At 46.6% G+C, this 22,118-nt stretch carries 20 protein-coding genes; 14 read left to right on the top strand and 6 right to left on the bottom strand.

The annotated features are described in order from the left end of the window. Positions 1–2 precede the first annotated feature (2 nt). Both AC4BAP_RS06585 and AC4BAP_RS06580 read right to left on the bottom strand, forming a co-directional pair. Complete coding sequence (locus tag AC4BAP_RS06585; RefSeq protein WP_490581828.1) at positions 3–506, bottom strand: hypothetical protein; 504 nt, start codon at positions 504–506, stop codon at positions 3–5. Positions 507–593: 87 nt separating this feature from the next. Further along, positions 594–1,547 carry a cell division protein FtsZ gene (locus tag AC4BAP_RS06580; RefSeq protein ID WP_490581827.1) on the bottom strand — a complete coding sequence of 318 codons (954 nt, stop codon included), beginning with the start codon at positions 1,545–1,547 and terminating at the stop codon, positions 594–596. Positions 1,548–1,745: 198 nt separating this feature from the next. On the opposite strand from AC4BAP_RS06580, the gene AC4BAP_RS06575 reads away from it, so the two are divergent. The 3 genes from AC4BAP_RS06575 (at position 1,746) to AC4BAP_RS06565 (ending at position 3,532) form a co-directional block, all read left to right on the top strand. Continuing rightward, positions 1,746–2,231: a hypothetical protein gene (locus AC4BAP_RS06575; protein ID WP_490581826.1), complete on the top strand. Its 486-nt coding sequence runs from the start codon at positions 1,746–1,748 to the stop codon at positions 2,229–2,231. Between the two features lie 12 nt (positions 2,232–2,243). Next, a complete protein-coding gene (locus AC4BAP_RS06570) occupies positions 2,244–2,651 on the top strand; it encodes a hypothetical protein (protein ID WP_490581825.1) in 408 nt (135 codons plus the stop codon). Positions 2,652–2,956: 305 nt separating this feature from the next. Next, positions 2,957–3,532, top strand: coding sequence for a murein L,D-transpeptidase catalytic domain-containing protein (locus AC4BAP_RS06565; protein WP_490581824.1), 576 nt, complete (start codon positions 2,957–2,959; stop codon positions 3,530–3,532). A gap of 210 nt (positions 3,533–3,742) precedes the next feature. Here the strand turns inward: AC4BAP_RS06565 and AC4BAP_RS06560 are convergent, their stop codons facing one another. Then, a complete protein-coding gene (locus tag AC4BAP_RS06560; RefSeq protein WP_490581823.1) occupies positions 3,743–4,858 on the bottom strand; it encodes an acyltransferase family protein in 1,116 nt (371 codons plus the stop codon). A 186-nt stretch (positions 4,859–5,044) separates the two neighbouring features. On the opposite strand from AC4BAP_RS06560, the gene AC4BAP_RS06555 reads away from it, so the two are divergent. The 10 genes from AC4BAP_RS06555 (at position 5,045) to AC4BAP_RS06510 (ending at position 16,483) form a co-directional block, all read left to right on the top strand. Further along, positions 5,045–5,995 (top strand): calcium/sodium antiporter, encoded by a 951-nt coding sequence (locus AC4BAP_RS06555; RefSeq protein ID WP_490581822.1) that lies wholly within the window; start codon positions 5,045–5,047, stop codon positions 5,993–5,995. A 137-nt stretch (positions 5,996–6,132) separates the two neighbouring features. Next, entirely contained in the window at positions 6,133–6,492 is a 360-nt protein-coding gene (locus tag AC4BAP_RS06550) for a hypothetical protein (protein WP_490581821.1), read from the top strand. Between the two features lie 113 nt (positions 6,493–6,605). After that, complete coding sequence (locus tag AC4BAP_RS06545; RefSeq protein ID WP_490581820.1) at positions 6,606–7,253, top strand: DedA family protein; 648 nt, start codon at positions 6,606–6,608, stop codon at positions 7,251–7,253. 75 nt (positions 7,254–7,328) lie between these two features. After that, the gene (locus tag AC4BAP_RS06540) at positions 7,329–9,266 is read left to right on the top strand and encodes a KUP/HAK/KT family potassium transporter (protein ID WP_490581819.1); all 1,938 of its coding nucleotides are present in this window, start codon (positions 7,329–7,331) and stop codon (positions 9,264–9,266) included. Between the two features lie 10 nt (positions 9,267–9,276). Next, positions 9,277–10,383, top strand: coding sequence for a lysylphosphatidylglycerol synthase transmembrane domain-containing protein (locus AC4BAP_RS06535; protein ID WP_490581818.1), 1,107 nt, complete (start codon positions 9,277–9,279; stop codon positions 10,381–10,383). Between the two features lies 1 nt (position 10,384). Continuing rightward, positions 10,385–12,133 (top strand): amino acid permease, encoded by a 1,749-nt coding sequence (locus AC4BAP_RS06530; protein ID WP_490581817.1) that lies wholly within the window; start codon positions 10,385–10,387, stop codon positions 12,131–12,133. Between the two features lie 10 nt (positions 12,134–12,143). Further along, positions 12,144–12,494, top strand: coding sequence for a hypothetical protein (locus AC4BAP_RS06525; protein WP_490581816.1), 351 nt, complete (start codon positions 12,144–12,146; stop codon positions 12,492–12,494). Positions 12,495–12,637: 143 nt separating this feature from the next. Beyond that, positions 12,638–14,125 (top strand): amino acid permease, encoded by a 1,488-nt coding sequence (locus tag AC4BAP_RS06520; protein WP_490581815.1) that lies wholly within the window; start codon positions 12,638–12,640, stop codon positions 14,123–14,125. Between the two features lie 65 nt (positions 14,126–14,190). Continuing rightward, positions 14,191–14,682 (top strand): hypothetical protein, encoded by a 492-nt coding sequence (locus AC4BAP_RS06515; RefSeq protein WP_490581814.1) that lies wholly within the window; start codon positions 14,191–14,193, stop codon positions 14,680–14,682. A 655-nt stretch (positions 14,683–15,337) separates the two neighbouring features. Next, positions 15,338–16,483, top strand: a complete 1,146-nt coding sequence (locus AC4BAP_RS06510) for an IS110 family RNA-guided transposase (protein ID WP_490581813.1) — start codon at positions 15,338–15,340, stop codon at positions 16,481–16,483. 210 nt (positions 16,484–16,693) lie between these two features. Here the strand turns inward: AC4BAP_RS06510 and AC4BAP_RS06505 are convergent, their stop codons facing one another. Together AC4BAP_RS06505 and AC4BAP_RS06500 are read right to left on the bottom strand one after the other, a co-directional pair. Then, positions 16,694–16,855, bottom strand: coding sequence for a hypothetical protein (locus tag AC4BAP_RS06505; protein ID WP_490581812.1), 162 nt, complete (start codon positions 16,853–16,855; stop codon positions 16,694–16,696). 487 nt (positions 16,856–17,342) lie between these two features. After that, on the bottom strand, positions 17,343–20,861 hold the full coding sequence (locus AC4BAP_RS06500) for a hypothetical protein (RefSeq protein WP_490581811.1): 3,519 nt from the start codon (positions 20,859–20,861) through the stop codon (positions 17,343–17,345). A gap of 525 nt (positions 20,862–21,386) precedes the next feature. On the opposite strand from AC4BAP_RS06500, the gene AC4BAP_RS06495 reads away from it, so the two are divergent. Further along, the gene (locus AC4BAP_RS06495; protein ID WP_490581810.1) at positions 21,387–21,572 is read left to right on the top strand and encodes a hypothetical protein; all 186 of its coding nucleotides are present in this window, start codon (positions 21,387–21,389) and stop codon (positions 21,570–21,572) included. Positions 21,573–21,752: 180 nt separating this feature from the next. Here the strand turns inward: AC4BAP_RS06495 and AC4BAP_RS06490 are convergent, their stop codons facing one another. Next, positions 21,753–22,115: a hypothetical protein gene (locus AC4BAP_RS06490; RefSeq protein WP_490581809.1), complete on the bottom strand. Its 363-nt coding sequence runs from the start codon at positions 22,113–22,115 to the stop codon at positions 21,753–21,755. Between the last annotated feature and the right edge of the window lie 3 nt (positions 22,116–22,118).

Here is a 22,118-nt window from a genome sequence, read left to right as displayed (position 1 = left end):
AACTACTTCTGATCTATGTTAAACGTTAACTGATGATGCACCCTGCCAGGGAGGGCAGCTTCTTCGTGCTGCACATACAGCACACAGGATTCTAAGCCCGTAGTATAGCCATAAAGTATTTTGGTGATGCGGGTGATTTTGCCAGAAGGCCAGCCATAGGTTACGTCTCGTCCGGTAACAGGGTAGCGTCCGCAGTAGGCTAACTGCAGATGAGAGAATGCAAAGGCAGGCAGATTAAAAGCGCTTACATACAGATCGCGCCCGAATAAGTTTGCTTTAGCCTGCTTTATTACCCGGCGGGCCATTTCATCTGCCATCTCCTGCGACCATCCTTCTTTAAACTTATCTGAAAGCGCCTGCTGCAGCGGGAAGTGTTTTGTCTTGAAGGCTACTTCACCATTACAGATGATGCGGTCAGGTGCTGCGTAAAGTGTAGGCTCGAAGCTCAGGCTTTCGTCGGGCAGCAATACATAAGGGTAAGGAACAAAAGACAAGGATTGTTGCATAGGCGGGTAGGTTGGTACAGGACAAAGATAGTATCCTACACCAGCCACATCCGCTACTTTGCAAGCTTGTAATGATGCATCTGATAGTTAATTATCCGAAAAACAGGATGCAATAAGGGTAACGCGAATACTATCCTGCAACTCATCGTCAATAGCATGCCCAAAAATTACTTCGGCTTGCTCGCCAGCCTTGTCTTGAATGTATTCAACAATTTCGGTCAGTTCTTCCATGTCAAGTTCGGCCGTCACTCCAGAAACGATGGATAGCAAAATACGCCCTGCGCCTGCCATATCTGTTTTAGTGAGTAAGGAAAAGTCTGTGGCCTGCTCCGCTGCCAGTAAGGCTCTGCCCTGACCTACGGTTACTGCAGTACCCACCACAGCCGGGCCGGCGCCTTCCAGCACCGCACGCACATCTTCCACATCCACATTTACTTCAGCTCTTACCGTTACTATTTCTGAGATAGCGCGGACGGCATTTGCTATGTAATCGTCTACCTTACGGAATGCATCACCTGTAGGCAGGTTACCATATACCTGACGTAGTTTATCATTGGCAAGCACTATGGTTGTGTCCGTATTTTCTCGCATGGCAGCAATGCCCGCTTCGGCTATAGTTTGCTTACGCTCGCCTTCAAAGCTGAAGGGCATGGTTACGACACCTATAGTTAGCAGGCCAAGTTCTTTGGCAATGCGGGCAATTTCAGGTGCAGCGCCCGTTCCCGTTGCACCGCCCAAACCAGCAACTATAAACACTATCTCGCAGCTTTCCTTCAGCAGCTTCGCCTTAATAAGCTCTTCCTGATTCAGAACCGCCTTACGACCTGCTTCAGGGTAACCATTTTCGCTACAGTTTGCTTCACCTTCCAATTCAAGGTATAACTTATCTTCTACAGGAGAACGATCTAAGCTTTCCATATCAGAATTGCAAGCAATTAGATGTACCTGCTGTAGTTGCTGCTGCCTGATGTAATTAACAGTATTACAGCCTGCGCCGCCCACTCCTATTACCTGCACAATGGCTCCGTTGTAAGTTTTCATAACTGATTAATTAATTTCTATAGGTTTGATTGTGTTATCGAAACATAGTGAACCATATGCTTGATTTATAAAAAAGTAGGCTTGAATTAAAGTTATCGACTTGTCAGACAACAAGTGCATTGATGGTGAACTATAATTTACACATTTACAATATATATAAATTTCATTATACTTGTATAAGCGTACCTATTCCTTATCATGAAAACAAACATTATTTTACTGCTTTCCCTCCTAATACTGGCATCATGCACTTCAAGGGAGCAACTCGCCTCTGCACAATTCACTGCCCAAAATAGCGAAGTGGGCGCCACACTTTATTCTGAAGACTTTCTAAATGCAGATGGCTTGGTAAGAAGAACAATTCAGCTTGATCTCCAGGACGGAGCGACGAGTGACTGGGAAATCCATACGGCCCACTACAGCGATAAGGTGAACCTGAAAGTATTAATAGAAGGTAAAGCCGCATATTTAATAGCCGAGGACAACACAGGATACTCTGTGTGGGACCTGCAAAGTAATAAAGTAGTAGCGGAGCGAGGCATTGGCGAAAGCGGCAATTTAGCTGAATCTGGAAACGCGACTGATTATATGGTGCATACTGCCCTGAATAAGGAGCAATGGGTAGAAGTGTTGGGTTTAAATACAATAAAGAAACACAGCCTGACCACGATAGACTGGAGATAAATACGCAAACAGATGAATTTTCTAAAAAGACTTTCCTTATACCTTCTTCCCTTGGTGCTTGCCTTTACAACTATGATCGTTGTAAATGAATATTGTAGGGCTACCATGCCTGTGGAACAAAAGAGCACGGAGACCTTGAAGATGAACACAGCTATTGCCATACCTGATGCCTGCAGCTGGAAGTGCTATAACTATACGGCCTACTGCAAGCAAAACCATGTGAAGCTATCAAAAAGCTTCTTCATGTTTATTGATCCCCTTTACTTCGGGATGATCTCCGCCTTAATGTTGGTAGGAAACTATGGCGCAGCCAATGTGCTTTTCCTGGTAATACTATGGCCGCTGCTTCTCTCCTACCTGCTTATAAAGCCACTACTGATCGAGCTGCAAATCAGAAAAATCAGCAACCGCCATGTATGAAATAATCTCCCATGTTGTGAAGGTGGTATTTACCTATTGCACGGACTTTGTCATTAACCTGTCTAACCTCACAGGACTATCATACTACGAGATCAACACCTTCATCTTCATTCTCCTGTGGCCGATGCTAACTGGAGTGCTCGGACTACTGCTCATCGTGCAGAAAATAAGGCTAAGCAGAGTTAAGCGGAGCAAGGCGAATACAGGTAAGAGGAAATTACTTTATCAAAAGTCCTAAAGCTATCATGCCATTCAGAAATGTTATCCCTTTACTCTTCTTACTGCTGATTAGCTGTGGGACCCCTATGGACACAGAAAACATGTTCTCTGCAGAAGAATCTAAGCTAGAGCCTGACCTGGCAAAGCTGGAGGAAATGGCAAGGGAAGCCAAGCAGTACTGCAGGGAAAGAAACCTGAACACAGATTTCTTCATTCTGATTGATTTAAGCATGCACTCCGGGCTTAAAAGATTCTTTGTGTGGGACCTGAACAGCAACAGCATAGCTGACAGCTTCCTTGTAAGCCACGGTGCGTGCGACAACCCGTGGGCTGGCGATCTTTCTAAAGAGCGGGCTAAAGTAAGTAATGTTAACAATAGCCATTGCTCCTCTGTTGGAAAGTATATTTTAGGAGAACGCGGACCTAGCCAGTGGGGCATCAGGGTAAAGTACCTGATGCATGGGCAGGACCCCACTAACAATAATGCCACCAGAAGAGACATTGTCTTTCATTCGTGGGAAAGAGTGAGCGACGAGGAAGTGTACCCTACCGGCACACCGGAAGGCTGGGGATGTCCGGCTGTATCAGACAACGCGATGGTAAAAATAGATGAGAAAATACAGGCCTCAAACAAACGTGTGCTGATGTGGATCATTCAGTAAGACAGCTATTTGAGCTAAGTTTTAAAGTTTATTATACCGATCAAAATATTCTTCCACATTTGCTAAATCACTGTGGAAATGGTTCGATAATTCCATCCTACGGGCTACTAAAAAGCCGCTTTAGGAAACTAGAGCGGCTTTTTTCGTTTGATAATTTCCCCTTAGGTTATTTTTCATTCAGTTTCTACACTATTTCCCACCATGGCATTGCTATTTAATTAGCTTATGCGAGGCATTTACATACACAAAATGTTTTTTGTAACTATTAAGCCTGCTTTCAAAAAAATGCCAAGAAGCTGTACTTAGAACTAACAAAACAAAGGTATTTATACTTAGCAACAAGACAGGATTTAATTCGCCTATCTCGAAGTGTTGCAGCAGCTTTCCAGTGAAGTATGGAACAAAATTATGAAAAAGGTAAAGTCCGTAGCTGATCTGTCCGACATAAACGAAGGGCTTTGAGGAAAGTAACCACCCGGGCGTACCTTTAAAGCCTTGCGCTGCTCCCATAGTTATACTTACAAAAAGCGCAATTATTCCGAATTCCTTAGCTACTGCCAAGCCAGGTGCGTTTTTAAGCAACTCAGTTGAGAAATGCAGCAATAAAAAACCAGCCAGACCTATTATTCCTATTATCTTTACAACTGCACTAAACCGATCACGCCACCACCTATTCTCATTAGAGGCGACAATTATCCCGAGCAAAGCAAGCAGTGATCCTGCCCCTAGATAATGAAAGGAACTTATTGGAAGAACGCCAAGCCTACTCTCTTCTACCCCAAGCAGGAGACACGATAATTTAAATGCTGGGGCAAGAAGTATGAATCCGGCAATAGTAACAGCAAGGTATCGCCTAGGGGTATAAAGTATAACCAGCGGCCAGAGCAGGTAAAACTGCTCTTCCACTGCCAGCGACCACAGGTGAGAGGCCTCTCCTATCCAGTGCCCTTCTTGAAAAATGGCGAAATTAGTAAGATAGCTCAGGTGCCACCCCAGGTACTGTAGCACATTTACAGAGCCAAGTAAGGCTGCTAGGGCTATAACTACATAATACAGCGGGAAAATACGCAAAAACCTCCTGGCGTAGAAGCTCCTGATGATCTGTGCTTTCCCAGCACCCAGATCCTCGGCTTTGTTGCGTGCCTGTAGCAATATACCTGTAATCAAGTAGCCGCTCAGCACAAAAAAGAGCTGCACCCCAAGTCCCCCTAAACCCGTTTGCTTCACTTCCGGTGTCCAATGGAAAAGTACAACAACAGCTACTGCAATTGCCCGAAGACCGTCCAGCTGCGCCATGTACCCCGGTACTGTATGTGTAGATTTCATATATTATTCTCCTCTTCCCGCTGCACACACTAAGGTTAAGAAAGCAGCCGGCAAAGGTACAAAAAGGCTGAAGCTTAGGTTCAGATTTTCACCGTTAGGCCATAAAGAATGTATAATTGTAGTAAAAATGCCAGCGTACCCGTAGTAGAAACTGCAGGAGTTAAGAATATCAAACTATAGGTAGAAATGACTGATGTATTACTACTTTTAGCCGGATTTGTGGCATTAATTTATGGCGCTACTAAGTTAGTTGATGCAGCCTCCAGCCTTGCGTCAAGACTTGGAGTGCCAAACATCGTAATAGGGTTAACCATTGTAGCATTCGGCACATCAGCCCCTGAATTAGTTGTGAACGTTTTCGCTGCGATAAATAACAGCACAGATATGATTCTGGGCAATGTGTTGGGAAGTAACATTTTTAACGTACTGGGCATACTAGGAATAACCTCCCTTATTTATCCTCTTACTGTTAAGTCTAACACAACCTGGCTTGAAATTCCATTGAGCTTTTTGGCTGCGGTCTCCGTGCTTGTTCTGGCGAATGATGTGTTTCTGGATGGACTTGCCACAGATGCCATATCGCGCACAGACGGTATTATCCTGCTACTGTTTTTCTGCATCTTTTTAGTTTATAACATCTCTTTGGCTATAGGCGGATCGGGAGAGGATGAGACCCCCACGATAAACTACACTTACCTGCAGGCAGGGCTATACTTGCTGATTGGGTTGGCGGGACTGATTATAGGTGGCAGGTTAATAGTGACAAGTGCTGTTAGTATTGCACAGGCTTTCGGGTTATCAGAACGTGTGATTGGTCTTACAATCGTTTCCATTGGCACCTCTTTACCGGAACTGGCCACCTCTGTAGTAGCAGTAAAAAAACGCAACGTTGACATTGCGATAGGCAATGTGGTGGGATCAAACATCTTCAACATCTTTTTTATACTTGGCATATCAACAGTCGTGACACAGGTTCCGGTAAAACCGGAATCCGGCATCGATATAGCCATCAACATAGTAGCCGGCCTGCTCTTATTCATTTTCATCTTTACAGGTAAGGGAAGGCAATTAGTTAGATGGGAAGGAGGAGTTTTGCTGGCATTATATATAGGCTATCTTCTTATACTTCTGGTGTAGCTTTAAGTAAACAGGCTTGTTCCTACAAAGCCATACCACAACTAAATCAGGATAAGTAGCGCAACTGCACTATATAGAAACAAAATATGTTAGCCTTCCTATTGTTTTAATCAAATCAACGTCATTCCTTTGCTGCGATGAAAACAATGGGTATACAGGTTATTAAAAAACTGAACGTACTGCTGGCGCTCCTGCTTTGCAGTGTTTTTGTTTTTGCCATGCCTGTTACCGTTAAGGCTGCACCAGTTTCGGATACTGAGCAGCAAGAAAATGTAGACTTTACTGCAGAAAACCAACTGGTATTGTTTGCAGGTGAAGTATCATCGGGAGAACCAGAAGCGGTACTTCAGTTAGATAAGTCACTACTGGCTCCAATCCTGCAGGTACTACTGCAAAGGTTATACCCTCAGCCACATAATACAGCTCCGGCACCGCACTCTTACCCTGCCTCTAAAGGTGATTGCGGCCTGCACACCATCCTGACCAAAGGTCCTTAGAAACACTTCTTTTACTTTCCTTCTCTCAAGTATAAGAGAGGCTAATTTACCTGTGCCAGCACGCACAGGAACATCCGTTTCTATCATTTTTTATACCCTTGCGGGTTTTCTATATGGAGCTGCTCCAGTCTCTCTTAGATTTTATTTTGCACATCGACCAGCACCTGAACGTGCTGTTACAAGAATACCAGACATGGATTTACCTGATCCTGTTCATAATTGTTTTCTGTGAGACAGGGTTAGTGGTCACGCCATTCCTGCCTGGCGACTCTTTGCTGTTTGCGCTGGGTGCGCTGGCAGCCATTCCATCAGCTGGACTTAATGTTTTGCTCCTGCTTGGGCTACTTTGTGTTGCGGCTATACTTGGTGACTCCTTTAACTATCTGACAGGCATAAAACTGGGGGCAAAAGTATACAATAAGAATTACTGGTTCCTACGCCAGAGCCACCTACACCAGGCAGAACTGTTCTATGCGCGATATGGGGGCCGTACCATCATCTATGCCCGCTTTATACCTATTGTGCGCACATTTGCGCCCTTTGTGGCAGGTATGGCCAGGATGAACTACAGACGCTTTCTATACTTCAATGTGGCAGGGGCACTGTTATGGGTAGTGTTCTTCATCATGACCGGTTACCTGTTCGGAAACATGCCCACCATTAAGCAGAACTTCTCGCTCCTGGTGCTCGGAATCATCGGTGTATCAATGCTGCCTCCTGTCTTTACCCTGGTTAAACAGCGCCTGAGACTACACAGATAATTCTAAGCCCTTAGTACAAAATAAAGCTACCATTACGGCTGCTCGTTAGCGGCTTTTTCCACTTAGTTTATTTAAATGAGTTTTCAATCTAAAGACAATGCAGTTTCCACGGCAGGGGTGCTTATATCGCTTGGTATTATCTACGGCGACATTGGCACTTCACCTCTGTACGTGATGAAAGCCATCATCGGGAACGCTCCCATATCGGAAGCGCTGGTATATGGCGGCATCTCCTGCGTTTTCTGGACCCTTACCCTGCAAACCACGCTAAAGTACGTGCTGCTCACGCTACAGGCAGACAACAATGGTGAGGGTGGTATCTTCTCTTTGTATACTTTAATAAGGCGTAAAGCAAATTGGTTGATTATACCTGCTATGGTTGGAGGGGCAGCACTGCTGGCGGATGGCATTATTACGCCGCCTATATCTGTCTCCTCCGCTATAGAGGGTTTGCGCATCCTGTACCCAAACATCCCAACGGTACCCATTGTGCTGGCTATACTTACAGGCTTGTTCCTGATGCAAAGCTTTGGAACTGAGATTGTGGGTAAGGCTTTTGGCCCGATCATGCTGCTGTGGTTTACTATGCTGGGATCACTTGGGGCAGTTTCATTATTGCATCACCCGGAGATCCTGCAGGCTCTAAATCCTTATTATGCCTATAACCTGCTATCAAACTACCCGAATGGCTTCTGGCTTTTAGGAGCGGTATTCTTGTGTACCACCGGAGCCGAGGCACTATACTCTGACTTGGGCCACTGCGGCAGACCCAACATCCGCCTAAGCTGGGCCTTTGTAAAAATGAGCTTGATCCTGAACTACCTGGGTCAAGGTGCCTGGCTCATGACACAGGAGGGGAAACTCCTGACTGAGAACCCTTTCTATGGACTTATGCCAGGATGGTTCCTACTCTTTGGCATTACTATAGCCACAATCGCCGCTATCATTGCCAGTCAGGCACTTGTTACGGGTTCCTTCACACTTATCAGTGAAGCTATCCGCCTTAATCTCTGGCCAAAGGTAAAGCTTGTGTATCCAACTAACCTTAAAGGGCAGCTGTATGTGCCAAGCGTAAACTGGCTGCTGTGGTTGGGTTGTGTAGGTGTGGTGCTATACTTCCGTGAGTCGGAGCATATGGAGGCGGCTTACGGATTGGCCATCACGATGGCGATGCTCTCCACTACTATCCTGATGTCCTACTACCTCCACACCAGATATAAGTCAAAGGTACTGGTTTCGCTGTTCTTAGCTGTTTACCTGGCAATCGAGCTGGCTTTCCTGGTGGCTAACCTGAGCAAGTTCCCGCACGGAGGCTGGGTGTCATTGCTGATCGGTGGTCTGTTGCTGACGGTGATGTACATCTGGATTAACGCCTACCACATCAAGCGCAGCTTCACGGAGTACGTTCGCCTGAAAGATTACCTGCCTGCCCTGAAAGAGTTGAGTTCAGATGACACAATCCCGAAGTATACCACGCATTTGGTGTTCATGACAAGCGCCGCCAACCCGAAAGAAGTGGAGTCAAAGATCATCTACTCTATCTTTCAGAAGCGGCCAAAGCGGGCCGACATCTACTGGTTTATACATGTGGAAACAACGGACGAGCCTTATACTACAGAGTATAAGGTACGCCACATTGCCGAGGATGATGTGATTCGCATAGATTTTAAACTGGGATTTCGGGTGGAGCAGCGCATTAACCTTTTCTTCCGAAAAGTGGTGGAGGAGCTTGTAGAGAACGGTGAAGTCGACATCACCAGCCGCTACAATTCCCTGAGCAGACAACACCTGATCGGCGACTTCCGCTTTGTGGTGCTGGAGAAGTTCCTCTCCTACGAAAACGACCTTCCGTTTAAGAAGCGCCTGATCATGGAATGGTACTTCAACCTGAAGCAGTTCGCTACTTCCGAGAGCAAGTGGTTTGGGCTGGACACCAGCTCTGTGAAAGTGGAGAAGGTGCCACTGGTGATAATGCCTGCAATACTACCCCAACTCAAAAGAGTGGGGGCTTAAAAGAACTGAAATGGCGTTAACAAAAGAAAGTCTTCAGGCAAAATTCTCTACCCGTAAGCTCATCCTGCCGATGCTGCTGGGCTTGGGTGTAGTTGCTTGTATGCTCTACCAGAACTATGAGCCGGGGCAATTACAAACGCTGCTGCAGGCAAGTCCTTTCTGGTTAGGAATGGCTTTGATAGTACTTCTGGTACGCGACTATGGCTACATGCACCGCATCCGTTACATTACCGATAAAAAGCTGAGCTGGAAACAAAGCTTTCAGGTGATCATGCTGTGGGAATTTGCATCGTGTGCTTTGCCATCGGTGGTTGGCGGCTCCACAATAGCGGCCTATATACTGTTCAAAGAAGGCATAGCTCTAGGTAAATCCATTGCGCAGGTGATGGTAACAGCCATGCTCGATAATCTGTACTTTGTGCTGGCAGTGTCGCTGGTGCTGCTGTATACAAGAGGACAAATTCTGCCTGAACTGGAAGCCCTAAACGAAACAGTACGGAAGAGCTTAGGCATTGCCTTCGTTGCTTCATACCTGCTGATTGCTCTCTATGCCTTCACAATGTTCTATGCGCTGTTCATTAATCCGAAAGCAGTTAAGCGGCTCCTGATCAGACTGGGACAGGTCAGGCTACTACGACGCTGGAGGCAGGCGCTTTTCCGCCATGCAAATGAGTTATTGATTTCTTCTAAGCACCTGCGCACCAAAAGCGCGGGTTACTGGTTACATGCCAGCATCTCTACTGCCTTTGTCTGGACAGCACGCTATGCCATCATCGGTTGCTTTATCGCGGCCTTTACGGAGTTAAGTATGGCCGATCACTTCATCGTGTTCGCACGCAACCTGGTGTACAAAATCGTGCTACTGATATCTGTTACACCCGGAGGTTCAGGCTTTGCGGAGATAGCTTTCCCTGCCTTCTTTGGTGCCTTTTTAGGCAGCTTTACCACCGTTATTGTGCTGCTCTACCGCTTACTAACATATTACCTTTACCTTTTTGCTGGAACCTTGGTCTTTCCCCGTTGGGTGGCTAAAGTTTATACTTCTGAGCCCGCAGCTGAACCAGAGCTAAAAACCCACCACATAACTACTTTACAGATAGCTGTTGATCAGCCGTAATATGAGTAACTTTATAAAGAACCTGACACGCCGCAAAAGTGCCACGGCATTACTGGCAGACTATAAACAGGACGGCAACATCCACGGCACTGATCTGGTGCGCACGCTTCAGCTAAAGGATCTGGTATCCTTTGGTATCGCTGCCATCATAGGGGCAGGCATTTTCAGCACCATCGGCAATGCCAGCGCTGCAGGCGGACCGGGTGTATCGCTGCTGTTCATTTTTACGGCCATTGCCTGCGGCTTTTCCGCCCTTTGCTATGCCCAGTTTGCTTCTACTATTCCAGTGTCTGGCAGTGCTTATACGTATGCCTATGCCTCTTTCGGGGAGCTGATTGCCTGGATTATTGGTTGGGACCTGCTCATGGAGTATGCCATTGGTAATATTGCTGTAGCCATTTCCTGGTCCGACTATTTTACAGCGGTGCTGCATGGCGTAGGACTAGGCATACCAGAATTCCTGACTATGGACTACCTCAGCGCATCCCGTGGCTACCAAACAGCTCTGGATCTGCTGGCACAAGGGCAAACATTAGCTACTCTGCCAGGTAATATTCAAGAAGGCTATCTGGCATGGCAAACGGCTCCCTCACTTGGTGGTTTCAAGTTAGTGGCAGACATTCCGGCACTGAGTATCACTGTGCTAATTACCTACCTCGTCTACATCGGCATCAAAGAGTCGAAGCGCACAGCCAACTTTCTTGTACTGCTGAAGCTACTGGTAATCCTGCTGGTGATCACCGTGGGTGCTTTCTACGTGAGTACCGATAACTGGACGCCTTTCGCACCGAACGGATTGGCCGGAATCATGAAAGGCGTATCGGCGGTATTCTTTGCTTACATTGGTTTTGATGCCATTTCTACAACTGCTGAAGAGTGTGAGAATCCACAGCGCGACCTGCCACGTGCCATGATCTTTGCACTCGTGATCTGTACCGTGCTCTATGTAGTACTGGCGCTGGTGCTTACAGGTATGGTACCTTTCAAGGAACTAGCCGTTGGTGATCCTTTGGCCTACGTGTTTTCGAGAGTGAACCTGGATGCCATTGCAGGTATCGTGGCCGTGAGTGCCATCGTGGCAATGGCCAGCGTGTTGCTGGTATTCCAATACGGCCAACCACGCATCTGGATGACCATGAGCCGTGACGGTCTTCTGCCCGGTGCCTTTTCACGTATCCACCCAAAGCATAAAACACCATACTTTGCCACGATTGTTACGGGTATAGTGGTAGCAGTGCCTGCCTTGTTCATGAACCTGACAGAGGTAACGGACCTGACGAGCATCGGTACACTCTTCGCCTTTGTGCTGGTATGCGGTGGTATTCTTTTGCTGGAAGAAAAACAAAAGGAGGCAACTACGGCGCATAAGGGCTTCAGGGTGCCTTACATCAACGGAAAATATGTACTTCCACTACTGATTTTAGCTGCTTTAGTACTCTTGTTCAGTTACAATTCAGAAGAAATGGATACCTTCTTTAGTATGAACGGCGGCTGGGAAAATTTTCAGCATAAGATACCCCTGCTCGGATTTATCGTGGTAACGGCTGTGCTTACGGTGCTAACTTATACCAGGAATCTCTCCTTAATCCCGGTGCTGGGACTACTCACTAACCTATACCTGATGACGGAACTGGGCCTGACGAACTGGAGCCGTTTCTTAGCGTGGCTGGCGCTGGGGCTGGTAATCTACTTCGCCTACGGTTATCGAAATAGTAAACTGCATAACAAAGCAACAGAAGTTAAAGCATAAACTATCTATAATGAAAAACCAGAAAGACATAGCGATGTACTCCCTACTGCTTTTGTGGGCTGGTTTGCTATGCTTCTCTGGCTACCTCAAGGCGGGGCAGCTACAACTTAATACTGACAGCAATTCACTAAGTACATCCGCCGAACAACTTACAACGGAAGAGCAAGCTTTTCCAGTAGCCTGGCAAGAGCCCTCTGTACCGCAACGAGCTACGAATCCAGATCCGGTACTGCCGGGCTTAGTGTCAGTGTATTCTCCACAGGTGCAGCAACTAACAAAGCTTCGCCTGATGCCAACCAAAGCCACCCTTGGCTTTTCTACCCTCACAGAGCAGTTCCGGATACTGCCCAATGCTCCTTAGCCACTTCTCCTGTCCTATCCTGAGGGTGTGTTCTACACGGGCGCAGCCTTTCTAAATTACACTTATTCAACCGGAAAATTGCTGCAGTCTGCTTCACAAGTGGCTGTAACAGTTTCCTGTACTCTTAACAGAACAAAATATAGATGGCTAAGAATATTTTTGCGACAAAATCTGTCGATAAACTAATTAAAGAATCAGAGAGTGGCGAGCACGGCCTGAAGCGCACGCTTACTGCCTCTAACCTGACAATGCTTGGCGTTGGCGCCATCATCGGGGCAGGTATATTTGTACTTACTGGTACAGCCGCCGCCAATGCTGCGGGTCCTGCTATTGTCATTTCCTTTTTGATCGCAGGCTTAGGCTGCCTTTTTGCTGGCCTGTGCTATGCAGAGTTCGCTTCCATGATACCGATTGCCGGCAGTGCCTATACTTATGGCTACGCCACGCTGGGCGAGTTTATCGCCTGGATCATCGGTTGGGACTTGATCCTGGAGTACCTTTTTGGAGCAGCTACGGTGGCAGTTGGCTGGAGTGGTAACTTTGTGAGTTTGCTCAAGTCGCTGGGCATTCACATCCCTACTGCTATTGCCTCTGCCCCACTTGCCTACAACGGCGACTCTTTCGAACTGACAGGTGCAATCATCAACCTACCCGCGATAATCCTTATACTTGTCATGACTGCCCTGCTTGTAGTGGGGATACAGGAGTCGGCTAAGTTCAATAACATCATCGTGGTCGTAAAGGTGGCCATCGTGCTACTGGTGATCGGCTTCGGATTCCAGTACGTGAACTCTGCTAACTGGGAGCCATTCATCCCAGCTAAGGAAATTCTAACCGACGGAAGCAGCCGTTATGGCTGGCAAGGCGTAGTAGCCGGTGCCGCTATCGTGTTCTTCTCCTACATCGGTTTTGATGCCGTAAGTACCGCAGCGCAGGAAGCCAAAAACCCGCAGCGCGACATGCCAATTGGTATGCTGGCCTCATTAGGCGTTTGTACTTTACTTTATGTATTGATGTCGTTGGTATTGACTGGTATGGTGCCGTTTAAGATGCTGAACGTGCCGGATCCGGTACTGGTGGCATTGGAGACTGCCGGTCCGGCTTTGAAGTGGTTATACTTCTTTACAGGTGTGGGCGCAGTGGCAGGCCTTGCCTCGGTGGTACTGGTAATGTTAATGGGGCAGCCGCGTATCTTCTTTGCTATGAGCCGCGACGGCCTGCTGCCAGCTATGTTCGGCAAGGTACACCCAAAATACAACACGCCATACGTCACCACCATTCTCACAGGCGTAGTAGCCGCTGTGGTAGCAGGTATTTTCCCGATCGGATTGCTGGGTGAACTAGTGAGTATCGGTACGCTGCTGGCTTTCGTGATCGTGTGTGCTGGTATTATCATCCTGCGCCGCACCAATCCAAACATTCACCGGCCTTTCAAAACGCCATTTGTGCCACTTATACCTATCCTGGGCATACTAATCTGTGGCTACATGATGGTAAACCTGGGCTTTGACACCTGGCTGCGCCTGATCGTGTGGATGGGTATTGGTGTAGTGATCTACTTCCTCTATGGCCGCAGACATAGCAAACTACAGAAGCAAGTATCAAAGAAGCCAACTGAACTGGTCCATTAGTAGAATTTCCAGGCTTTCAGCAAGTAGCCATTAATCGTTTGTTAAAAATCAAAAATTTAAAAAATATGGATTTAGAAATCATAATGGGATTAGGCGCTTTGATATTAATAGCTGTGCCAATTTTTCTCTTTAAGAAAAAGCAAAGAAATGAACAAAGCAAAATTAAGCTTCACTTAGACAATCTGGGTAAAGAACAAGGTTTGGTATTCTCGCTTTACGAGTTCTGGGACTCAAATTATGCCATCGGCTTGGATACCTCTAAAAAAGTGCTGTGTTACTTCACTTGCGTTACTGATAAGGAAAGCTACACACTCATTAGCCTGGCCGAGGTAGAGAAATGTACGGTCATCAATGATCACCGAGACGTTAACAACAACAGAGTTATTGACCAGATCAGGCTTAGCTTTATTTTTAAAGGCTCTCGTGCTAACATAAGCCTGCTGTTCTACGACAGAGAGGCTAACCTGAATTTCACAAATGAGCTTCTACTAGCAAAAAAATGGGAAAGCATTATAAGCTCCAATATCGGATCAAAGCAGTTAGTTGAAATGCGCTGATTTGTAAAGCCCGCTGCTGACTGCGGCGGGCTTTTATCTGCTATTAAACACAGTTACACCATAAATGCAACTATTCTATGAGCATACTTTACCTATTTGTATTCTTGTCTTTTCTTACACTCCTGACATTTTACTTAAGGTACAAAGACAGGAAAAAGAAAAATCATTAGATTAAACTTAATATTTAAATACTCAACTTCAGTTCGTTAACTTCTGCACTTTAGAGCGTAAATAGTTTAACTGCCCATGCCACCCCACAACGGATAGTCAAGAATTAAAAGAAAAGTGACTAAGACTGTTTATGCTGTAAATACTCATCAAATACCGACAAATCCCTGTGGAAATGGTTCGGTAATTCCATCCTTTGGGCTACTTGAAAGCCGCTCCATATAATATGGAGCGGCTTTTACCTTTATACAAAGTTTTACAATGGTCCTTTCACCGTAGTTAGACTAGGTGCATTGACCAGGGGGAATGAGAGATGGAGCGGCAGGTAAGTCAGCAGTACTATACCGTAAAAAAGGAAGCTCCATTCCCCCTACCTTTTCTCTAAGAGTCTGGACAGTACTTAAGGCTATCAACGTGGATAAGCAAGTGTAAGACAAAAGGCAAGACGAAGGAGAAAGAAGGGTCGCTAACTATAACCACTCATGCTATGGAACAAGCTACAAGACAGTGCGTGGGCATCGACATCGCCAAAAAGGACTTCACCGCCTGCGTTTGCAGACTCTCCCCCCAATCCGGCCTGTGCTTCTCCAAGGTGGCAACCTTTGACAACAGCACCAGGGGTTTCAACCAGCTGCTTAAATGGGCACGCAAGCAAACCGGCGACAGCCCACCGATAACGTTTGTGATGGAGGCCACCGGCGTGTATTATGAGCCCCTGGCTTATCACCTCCACAAGCTCCGCCAGACGGTCTCTGTTCTACTGCCCAACAAAGTCAAGCACTTGGGCAAGAGCCTCAACGTCAAAAGCAAAACAGACCGTGTTGACGCCAGGGTCATCGCCCAACTGGGGGCGGAGCGCCACCTGCCTGCCTGGCAACCGCCGGCCCCGATTTTCAAGGCGTTGCGGGAACTCACCCGCCACCGCACGGACCTCAAGCAAGAGCGCACCGTGCTCCTCAACAGGCTCAGTGCCCTGCTCTCGGCCCATGAGCCCCAAGCCTTCGTCCTCAAATCCCACAGGGAGATGATCAGAAAGTTTGACACTGAGATAGCCAAGTGCGAGGCCCGGGTAAAGGCGGTGCTCCAGGAGGAGGGATGGCTGCAGGAGAAAGTGAACAAGCTGCTCACCATCAAAGGAGTAGGGCTTATGAGCCTGGCCATTGTACTCGCCGAGACCCAGGGCTTTGCCTTGATAAGCAACGCCAAACAGCTCACCAGCTATGCCGGCTTCGATGTGGTGGAAAGAGAGTCCGGCTCCAGTGTTAGGGGCAAAACCAGGATCTCCAAGAAAGGCAACGGCAGGATCCGGGCAGCGCTTTACTTCCCGGCCCTGGCGGCCAGCCGGCACAACGCAGCCCTGCGGACTGTTTACCAGCGCGTCAACACCGGCAAGGCAAGTAAGATGGTGGGCGTGGTGAGTCTGCAGCGCAAACTGCTGCTGCTCATCTACTCCATGTGGAAAAGCGGAACGGTGTTTCAGGACAGGTCCTTGGCTTCCGGAGATCAGGAGAGAAAGTCTCTCCTTCGTCACAAAGACGAAGTCTTTGGAAACAAAGTAGGCAGACCAGCAGGCCTGCCTACACGGGATGAACTTCCGTCCGATCTCTCGAGTGAAGCCCTCCTTCGTCAATAAAATATACGAAAAAAATCTCTTAAGTTACTTGACTTTTAACACAGTACCTTTTTAGGTTCGATAAATTTCACTTTCGGTTAGACTTATCGAACTTTTCAGGAATCTGGAAGCAACAGCTCACAAACATACGCTTCTGTCTACAATGAACACTTTAAGTATCATTTAAGATATTTTAGCACCTCAAAATGCATTAAAAAGTAGAGTTGCTAATTAGTCTTCGCTTTTGGGCATCCTATCTATTTCGCATTCATTTGCAGATAAATTCCTTTTGCCTTTTTTCGAAGCGATTTTAAGGGCCTCCTGATGCTCTTTCCTTTCCTTGAACTCTTTCTGGCGCTGCTTCTTTTGTTGGTCTCTTGCTCTAGTACTCATGCTCTAAGTTTATTTCCTTCCAATTCTAATCCCTATAATAACCTTATTTATACGCTTCGACAAAAAGAATTTGCATGCTGCATTAGGGATAATAAAATGGAGTTTCATAATTGGGGTGTAGGTAACCCAAAACTTATGATGAGGAAATACCTGATTCAATAAGTTATTCTTCGGTTATGGTTATACTGGCTTCTAAAGCTGCCAAATCCCTGTGGAAATGGTTCGATAATTCCATCCGTTGGTCTACTAAAAAGGCCTTCAGTAATCACTGAAGGCCTTTTTTGCATTTTGGACACTATTCTGACACCACGAGAGCATCCACAACTAAAATAGGCTTCCCTGCTCTAGCGCTGGCTCCAGCACTTCAGACGAATGCTGGTAAAAGGAACTCCCGGTCTTTTACCAATACCTTCTAGTCCAGTTCATTGAGCGTAACTAGTTTTAAAACAGTCTGTAAGTGAAGCTACTTCTTTGATAGCAAGCAAAGTCATAGTTCAACAAATCTGGAGACTATCTGATACACCAATTTTGTCATCAAACTGGAAGTGACTCCATCTAGCATGGACTGGCTTATATGGTAGGATACAGACCGCTTTGGATCACGCTCCTCTTCAACATCCCCCACTCGAAATTTACCCCAAGCTGACGGGTTATTGGATTTGATGATAAATATATTTATTAATCTGGTACCAGCCTTTAAAACCAAACCAGGGTTATCGGGATCATGCTTGTTCAGTAGTTGTACCTTCAGGTCATTATATGGGAAGTGTACCTGGCCTGTGGCTTCATTTCCGGTAGCCTCTATCTTGAAAGTCGCTTTATGTATCTGGCCGCTTTTTATCCGAATAAATACCAAGTTCTCTAACAAAGGGTTTAAAGCTTTAAAATCCATTGGTTCTAAGGTGCCTTCGTAGGTATACCGGTCTTCCGGATGGTCCAGCTGAAACTGAAAATGAGCCTTTAAAGTACTGACGCCCATAAAAAGTGCGGAAGCATTTACTGTTAACATATTGTTCCTCCGGATGAGCGCCGTATCGTTGGTGATATTATAGGCTTGCATTCGAATGTTATCCAGCACAAACTCCGCAGGTTTAATACCATCTATGGCGATAACAGGATGGATAAAGTAATTTTTTTCCACCCGAATAGTGTCGAGTTTAATGTACACTCCCGCACTGCGTAGTGCACTTTGAAGGGTTGGTGGCCTTAGGTCCGGGTCAATCCCTAAACGGTTGTCGCGGTAGATCTCCACAACCGGGTTCTGGATCAACATGTTGTGCGCAACTATATCCTGGTTATTGAACAGCGCCCGCAAACTGATTCCCTGCATCTCAATGTCAGGTACTGTCAGGTCAATACGGTCACGGGCATACCTGAATAGGCTAGCATATTGTTCTTTACTGTAGAGTGGCCGCAGGCGAAGACTATCTACAGAGAGTGATCTTTTGCTCATCGAGGCTCTCATTGCTTTTACCTCGAGCGCATACAGGCTATCGCGCGTGAAGAAGGTGTAGCCTCGCACTAGTATACTTATGTCGTCCACATCAAAAATTTCAAGGGGATCAGAGGCCTCCAGCGAAACCAACCGAAACTGATCTATTTCCAGCGATACGTGCTCCAGGGTCTGGCTGATGCGAATCGTATCTTCCATAATGTGAAAATCAAACGTGCCATCATCTATCTCCAGTCGTTCCACACGGAAAGTCGTTTCTCTGTCAGTCAGCTGATGCATAGCTTCACTGGTTGTCTTCGTATCCTGCCAGACCGGAACTTTTACCTTCGACAGATTCACGCTGTGGTCCTGAAGAATAGTTACCCTTGGGCCTGAGAGCAGCAGCTTGCTCATGTGGTATTGCCCCGTTGCGTAGGCATGGATCAGGTTAAAACCGGTTATTCGGGACCTCTCTGATGAAATATCGATCAGGTTACGACTGGCCAGTTCCGGGTGTTCAGCTTTCAGGAGTTCGTTTACTTCCCTGTCGGCACTTACCCTAAAGGTACGGGCGATAACCTCCTGTTGCCTGCTGGAATAGTGCAGGCTGTCCAGCCGGATGGTGTAAAGGCTATCAGTTGTCCTGTAAGTATAGTTTTTTGCCAGCAGAGTCATCTCCTCCATCGGAAGCGCTTGGCTCAGGTTCGCAAAACTGGCAGATGTCAGCTGGAATCCTGTAATCGTGGCTGTAGCGTGCTCCAGCAAATGTGTTCGCATAACCGGTTCCAGCTTTTCATTAAAGGTAAAGGAGCCATTTTCCAGCCGGATCGTTTTTACGGAAACAATATCCAAATATTTAAAGAGTCCATCCCCTGCACCTTGCTTACCAGATTCTGAAACTGCCACTTTACGGTCCAGCAGGATAGCCACGTCCGGTTGCCGGAGCAGCAAATGGTCTGCCTCCAGCCGCCCGGTATTAAATGCTTTAACCAGATCCAGACCGGTTACTTGTAGTGTATTAGCGGAAAGGTCGTAGAGGCTGCGGCTGGCATTGTTGAGAAGTTTCTGTCGGTCGTTTTCCCTGATGCTTGAGATCACATCTACCGAACGGGCAGTGAATTCCTTCTGCCTAGTGGAGTAGCGTAGACCAGCCAGGGCAAAGGTGTAGGTATTGTCGGGCATCTGGTAGCGGTAGTTACGGGCAGTTACAACCATATCCTGCAGGGGCAGTTTTTTATCCGGATTGAAAATGAAGGCAGAATCTACCACCAAACCAGTGGCTGTCAGCGAGGCGTGGTCCAGCTGCTGCAGGAGATGGATAGCTCTGTTTTTACTGTGTTGTGTAAGTGAGGCATCCGTAATGTTTATCTCTCCTATCTCCAGTTTGTTTACCAGCCCGGAAATCTGCCGGTACAGTTCCTCTAGATCCGGCCCTGAGTCTAGCGTTTTCACCTGCTGGTCGGTACGTACATCAATGACAGGTTGCACTACGGTTATACTTCCTATTGCCAGCCGTGATGTATGTAGGGCCTGCAACAGGTTTATATCACCAAACCGCAGATGAGGCAAGGAGATGTTGTAAAAAGTACGTTTGGCCTTGTTCAGGCTTTTCAGCTTATCGTTTTTATCCCAGTCACCGGTCAGGTGAAGTGCATCTATCAGCAAGGTTTTGTCTCGGGTCGACAGTTTCATACTTCCTACCTTTGTAGTATAAGGACTGTAGCGTGGGCTGTAGGTATAGTTTTTTGCGGTTGCTCTTATTGCTGCTGCGAAGGCTTTGTCTTTCGGTGTAAAAAGGGTTGCGGAATCGAGCTGCAGCGCCTGCAGGTAAATGTTTGCCTTACCAAGGCTATGTACAGTATGAAAGTCACCATTTTTCTGGCGATAACAGAAGCTGCCGTCAGTCAGGCGAACCTCTTTAATGCCTACTTCTCTCAGGTAAGGTGACAGTTCAGCGTAAAGTTCAGCCAGGCCAGGAAATGAAGCAGCATCAGGCACAGTAAGATCTTCGGTTAACTGCAGGGCAGCACTACTCACAAGTAACTGGTCGAGGTGCATCTGCTTTGTACGCCAGGTAGCTCCAATATCAAGACCTTTTATATGTAGCTTAGGTGCATGAAGCTGATACACTACCTGGTGCGCCAAGTCTTTAGAAAGGGTCGCATTTGCCTTAATGTCCGGCTGCACCTCCAGGTCTACTGCTTTCAGTACTTGTTGCCTGGAGGAGTAGGAAAGTCGCCCAAGCCGTACTGAATACACACTGTCCGGGGAAAGATAAGTATAACTATTTAAGCGGAGTTCAACCTCATCTGCCTGAAGCATCTCTGCAATATCCTGCTGTTCCTCTAAGTTCAGCCGCACGCCCTGAACCTGTAGCGACAGGTGATGAATTTGATGTTTAGGTCTGCTTTGTAGTCCCTCTGCCAGGTAGCGATAGCTTGCATCCTGTATTTCGAGCTGCCGGATGCGCACACCTTCCTTAGCCCCCCCTTTGCTTCTATACTTTCTGTTTTCCTGTACAGACTTATTCAGCAGCTGCGTGATCTCCGGACGTTCTGCTACAACAGTATTCATATTAAACTGATTGTTAAAAATCAGATCAATTAGGTTTACGTTTTTAATTTCCAACCTTGGGACACGAATGACAAAGAGACTAGGGCTCGCTTGGCCTTTTTCCTTTAGCTGATTGTTCACTGTTGTGTCCGGGTAGAAGTGCAGTCCTTTTAAAGTGATGCTTCTAGTGCGAAAGTGAAGCTGAAGATCACTTAAATCAATTTGATACAGTTCATTGGTCTGATAGGCAACCTGCTTTTTTATATAACGCACTACAAGTGGCTCGGCCAGGAAGTAAAGTGCCACCAACACAACCAATAAGAAGCCCATCAGGCTTGCAAGTACAATACCAGCAGGCTTTAAGGCTTTTCGGCTTCTGCCGGTTGTAGCTGGCTTTGTCATTACATATGTGCTTTAAGAGTAAAAAATATACTAAGGCTTGTCTTGATGCCAGTATATAGTTTTACGGTTTGTATAAGCTTGAGGTATTACTGCACTACCTATGCTAAGTGATTCGTATAACCTATAGTATTTAACTCCATTACCATGGAAGAGAACAAATTGGAAAAACTCGAACGCAAGCTGAACTTAGCTGCACAAGAATACTGGCAGGAATATGTTTTCCAAAATGGGGAGCAGGACAATGCTGTTGTTTGGATGAGAAATGACACTACCGGAGAGATGCTGTGCTTCACCAAAGGAGGCTATACCAAGCAGCTTTCAAGATTTTAATCGAATAGGCTCCGGTGAGTGCGAGCCTAGCGCATTTTATCTTACACTGTAGCTATTTAAACCCAATATTAAGATAATACACATCAGAATGCTTTGATCTGCAATTGCCAAAGGTAAATCCTGCGGATTAAACACTCTTGACGCTTTACGAGCAACTCAAATCACAAGCTAATCTTATTGCTAAATTTGCTGAGTCGCCTTCTCTATAACGATACTCTGAATCTCAATCACTACATTTAAGGTAGTATGCCCTGGCAGTGTTGCCTCTATCCTAGTGCCATAGAGGGCTACTGGCACAAATGTCCTGATCTTCGCCTCCTGTGCTGCCAGTTCCTTTATAAGTGCCTTTTCCTCAGCTGTATTTTTGTTTGCAGATTCCCTGTTCTCAGCAAAGAGCTTTAAGGAATTAAAATTTACTTGCTGCTCTTCTGCCTGTGCAGACTCTGTGGCCTGTGCATTTCTGCGTATGGTATGTGTGCCTGTGATCTTTTCTCTCAGCTCCAAGATCCTATTCAGGCAGTAGTAAAATTGTTCCTGTGTCATTGT

The organism is Pontibacter sp. GD7 (assembly GCF_058216375.1).
The sequence above is the reverse complement of the archived record's forward strand: the minus strand, read 5'-3'. Positions and strand labels throughout refer to the sequence as shown.

Excerpts from the sequence above, each read along its gene's own strand:
- AC4BAP_RS06585 (WP_490581828.1), bottom strand. The coding sequence starts at position 506 with ATGCAACAATCCTTGTCTTTTGTTCCTTACCCTTATGTATTGCTGCCC.
- AC4BAP_RS06580 (WP_490581827.1), bottom strand. The coding sequence starts at position 1,547 with ATGAAAACTTACAACGGAGCCATTGTGCAGGTAATAGGAGTGGGCGGC.
- AC4BAP_RS06575 (WP_490581826.1), top strand. The coding sequence starts at position 1,746 with ATGAAAACAAACATTATTTTACTGCTTTCCCTCCTAATACTGGCATCA.
- AC4BAP_RS06570 (WP_490581825.1), top strand. The coding sequence starts at position 2,244 with ATGAATTTTCTAAAAAGACTTTCCTTATACCTTCTTCCCTTGGTGCTT.
- AC4BAP_RS06565 (WP_490581824.1), top strand. The coding sequence starts at position 2,957 with ATGGACACAGAAAACATGTTCTCTGCAGAAGAATCTAAGCTAGAGCCT.
- AC4BAP_RS06560 (WP_490581823.1), bottom strand. The coding sequence starts at position 4,858 with ATGAAATCTACACATACAGTACCGGGGTACATGGCGCAGCTGGACGGT.
- AC4BAP_RS06555 (WP_490581822.1), top strand. The coding sequence starts at position 5,045 with ATGACTGATGTATTACTACTTTTAGCCGGATTTGTGGCATTAATTTAT.
- AC4BAP_RS06550 (WP_490581821.1), top strand. The coding sequence starts at position 6,133 with ATGAAAACAATGGGTATACAGGTTATTAAAAAACTGAACGTACTGCTG.
- AC4BAP_RS06545 (WP_490581820.1), top strand. The coding sequence starts at position 6,606 with ATGGAGCTGCTCCAGTCTCTCTTAGATTTTATTTTGCACATCGACCAG.
- AC4BAP_RS06540 (WP_490581819.1), top strand. The coding sequence starts at position 7,329 with ATGAGTTTTCAATCTAAAGACAATGCAGTTTCCACGGCAGGGGTGCTT.
- AC4BAP_RS06535 (WP_490581818.1), top strand. The coding sequence starts at position 9,277 with ATGGCGTTAACAAAAGAAAGTCTTCAGGCAAAATTCTCTACCCGTAAG.
- AC4BAP_RS06530 (WP_490581817.1), top strand. The coding sequence starts at position 10,385 with ATGAGTAACTTTATAAAGAACCTGACACGCCGCAAAAGTGCCACGGCA.
- AC4BAP_RS06525 (WP_490581816.1), top strand. The coding sequence starts at position 12,144 with ATGAAAAACCAGAAAGACATAGCGATGTACTCCCTACTGCTTTTGTGG.
- AC4BAP_RS06520 (WP_490581815.1), top strand. The coding sequence starts at position 12,638 with ATGGCTAAGAATATTTTTGCGACAAAATCTGTCGATAAACTAATTAAA.
- AC4BAP_RS06515 (WP_490581814.1), top strand. The coding sequence starts at position 14,191 with ATGGATTTAGAAATCATAATGGGATTAGGCGCTTTGATATTAATAGCT.
- AC4BAP_RS06510 (WP_490581813.1), top strand. The coding sequence starts at position 15,338 with ATGGAACAAGCTACAAGACAGTGCGTGGGCATCGACATCGCCAAAAAG.
- AC4BAP_RS06505 (WP_490581812.1), bottom strand. The coding sequence starts at position 16,855 with ATGAGTACTAGAGCAAGAGACCAACAAAAGAAGCAGCGCCAGAAAGAG.
- AC4BAP_RS06500 (WP_490581811.1), bottom strand. The coding sequence starts at position 20,861 with ATGAATACTGTTGTAGCAGAACGTCCGGAGATCACGCAGCTGCTGAAT.
- AC4BAP_RS06495 (WP_490581810.1), top strand. The coding sequence starts at position 21,387 with ATGGAAGAGAACAAATTGGAAAAACTCGAACGCAAGCTGAACTTAGCT.
- AC4BAP_RS06490 (WP_490581809.1), bottom strand. The coding sequence starts at position 22,115 with ATGACACAGGAACAATTTTACTACTGCCTGAATAGGATCTTGGAGCTG.